At 73.9% G+C, this 1,541-nt stretch carries 1 protein-coding gene; it reads left to right on the forward strand.

Annotation, left to right across the window (positions count from 1 at the left end):
* Positions 1 to 195 precede the first annotated feature (195 nt).
* The coding region (locus HMPREF3099_RS06175; protein ID WP_070705187.1) for a DEAD/DEAH box helicase at positions 196 to 1,541 on the forward strand (1,346 nt) is incomplete at its 3' end.

Consider the following 1,541-nt stretch of genomic DNA (forward strand, 5'->3'; position numbering starts at 1 on the left):
GGCGCGGCGTCGTCGTGCACCGGCCCCAGGTGCCGCGGTGCCCCTAGGATGGCCCGGACACCCGGTGCCCGGTCGGCACACCGTGAACGGGGCGCGACGACCCCGGCCCGCAGCAGCGCAGACGCGCGCGGACACCCAGAGAGACCTCCGATCGGCCCGCAGACAGCGCCCCACCGGCGCCCGATCAGGAGATCCATGAGCGACAAGACCTTCGCCGACTTCGGCATCCACCCCGAGATCGCCGCCGCCCTGGAAGAGGCCGGCATCACCACGCCCTTCCCCATCCAGGCCATGACGCTGCCGGTGGCCCTGGACCGCCAGGACATCATCGGCCAGGCCAAGACCGGCACCGGCAAGACGCTCGGCTTCGGCGTGCCGATGGTGCACCATGTGGTGGCCCCCAAGGACCCAGGCTTCGACGCCCTGGAGCAGCCCGGCGCCCCGCAGGCCCTGGCCGTGGCCCCCACCCGTGAGCTCGCCCTGCAGGTGGCCAGCGACCTCGAGCGCGCCGCCGCCCAGCGCGGCATCCGCGTGCTCACCGTCTACGGCGGGCGTGCCTACGAGCCGCAGATCGAGGCCCTGGAGCGCGGCGTGGAGATCGTGGTGGGCACCCCGGGCCGCCTCATCGACCTGGCCGAGCGCGGCCACCTGACCCTGGCCCACGCGCGGACCGTGGTGCTCGACGAGGCCGACGAGATGCTCGACCTGGGCTTCCTGCCGGACGTGGAGAAGCTGCTCTCCCTCACGCCGGCCGGCCGCCAGACGATGCTGTTCTCCGCCACCATGCCCGGCGCCGTGGTGGCCATGGCACGCCGCTACATGAACCAGCCCACCCACATCCGGGCCATGGAGGAGGTGCCCGGCGCGGGCGCCACCGTGGAGGCGATCGACCAGTTCGTCTACCGCGCCCACGCCATGGACAAGGTGGAGATGCTGGCCCGCCTGCTGCAGTCGAAGGGCCGCGGCCTGTCGATCGTGTTCACCCGCACCAAGCGCACCGCCGCCAAGGTGGCCGAACAGCTGGTGGAGCGGGGCTTCGCGGCCGCCGCCATCCACGGCGACCTCGGCCAGGGCGCCCGCGAGCAGGCCCTGCGCGCCTTCCGCACCGGCAAGGTGGACGTGCTCGTGGCCACCGACGTGGCGGCCCGCGGCATCGACGTGGACGACGTCACCCACGTGGTCAACTACCAGTGCCCCGAGGACGAGAAGACCTACCTGCACCGCATCGGCCGCACCGGCCGCGCCGGCAAGCGGGGCACGGCCGTGACCCTCGTGGACTGGGACGACCTGCACCGCTGGGCGCTCATCAACCGCGCGCTCGACCTGGGCGCCCCGGAGCCGGCGGAGACCTACTCCACCTCGCCGCACTTCTACGCCGACCTGCAGATCCCCACCGACGTCACCGGTGAGCTGCCGGACGCCCAGCGCACCCGCGCGGGCCTGGACGCCGAGCGCCTCGACGAGGCGGGGGACCTGAAGTCCGCCCGGAAGCCCGAGGGCGGACGCGGTGGCCGAGGCGGGCGTGGCCGGCGAGGCGGCCA

It is taken from the genome of Kytococcus sp. HMSC28H12 (assembly GCF_001816045.1).
Taxonomy (GTDB): domain Bacteria; phylum Actinomycetota; class Actinomycetes; order Actinomycetales; family Dermatophilaceae; genus Kytococcus; species Kytococcus schroeteri.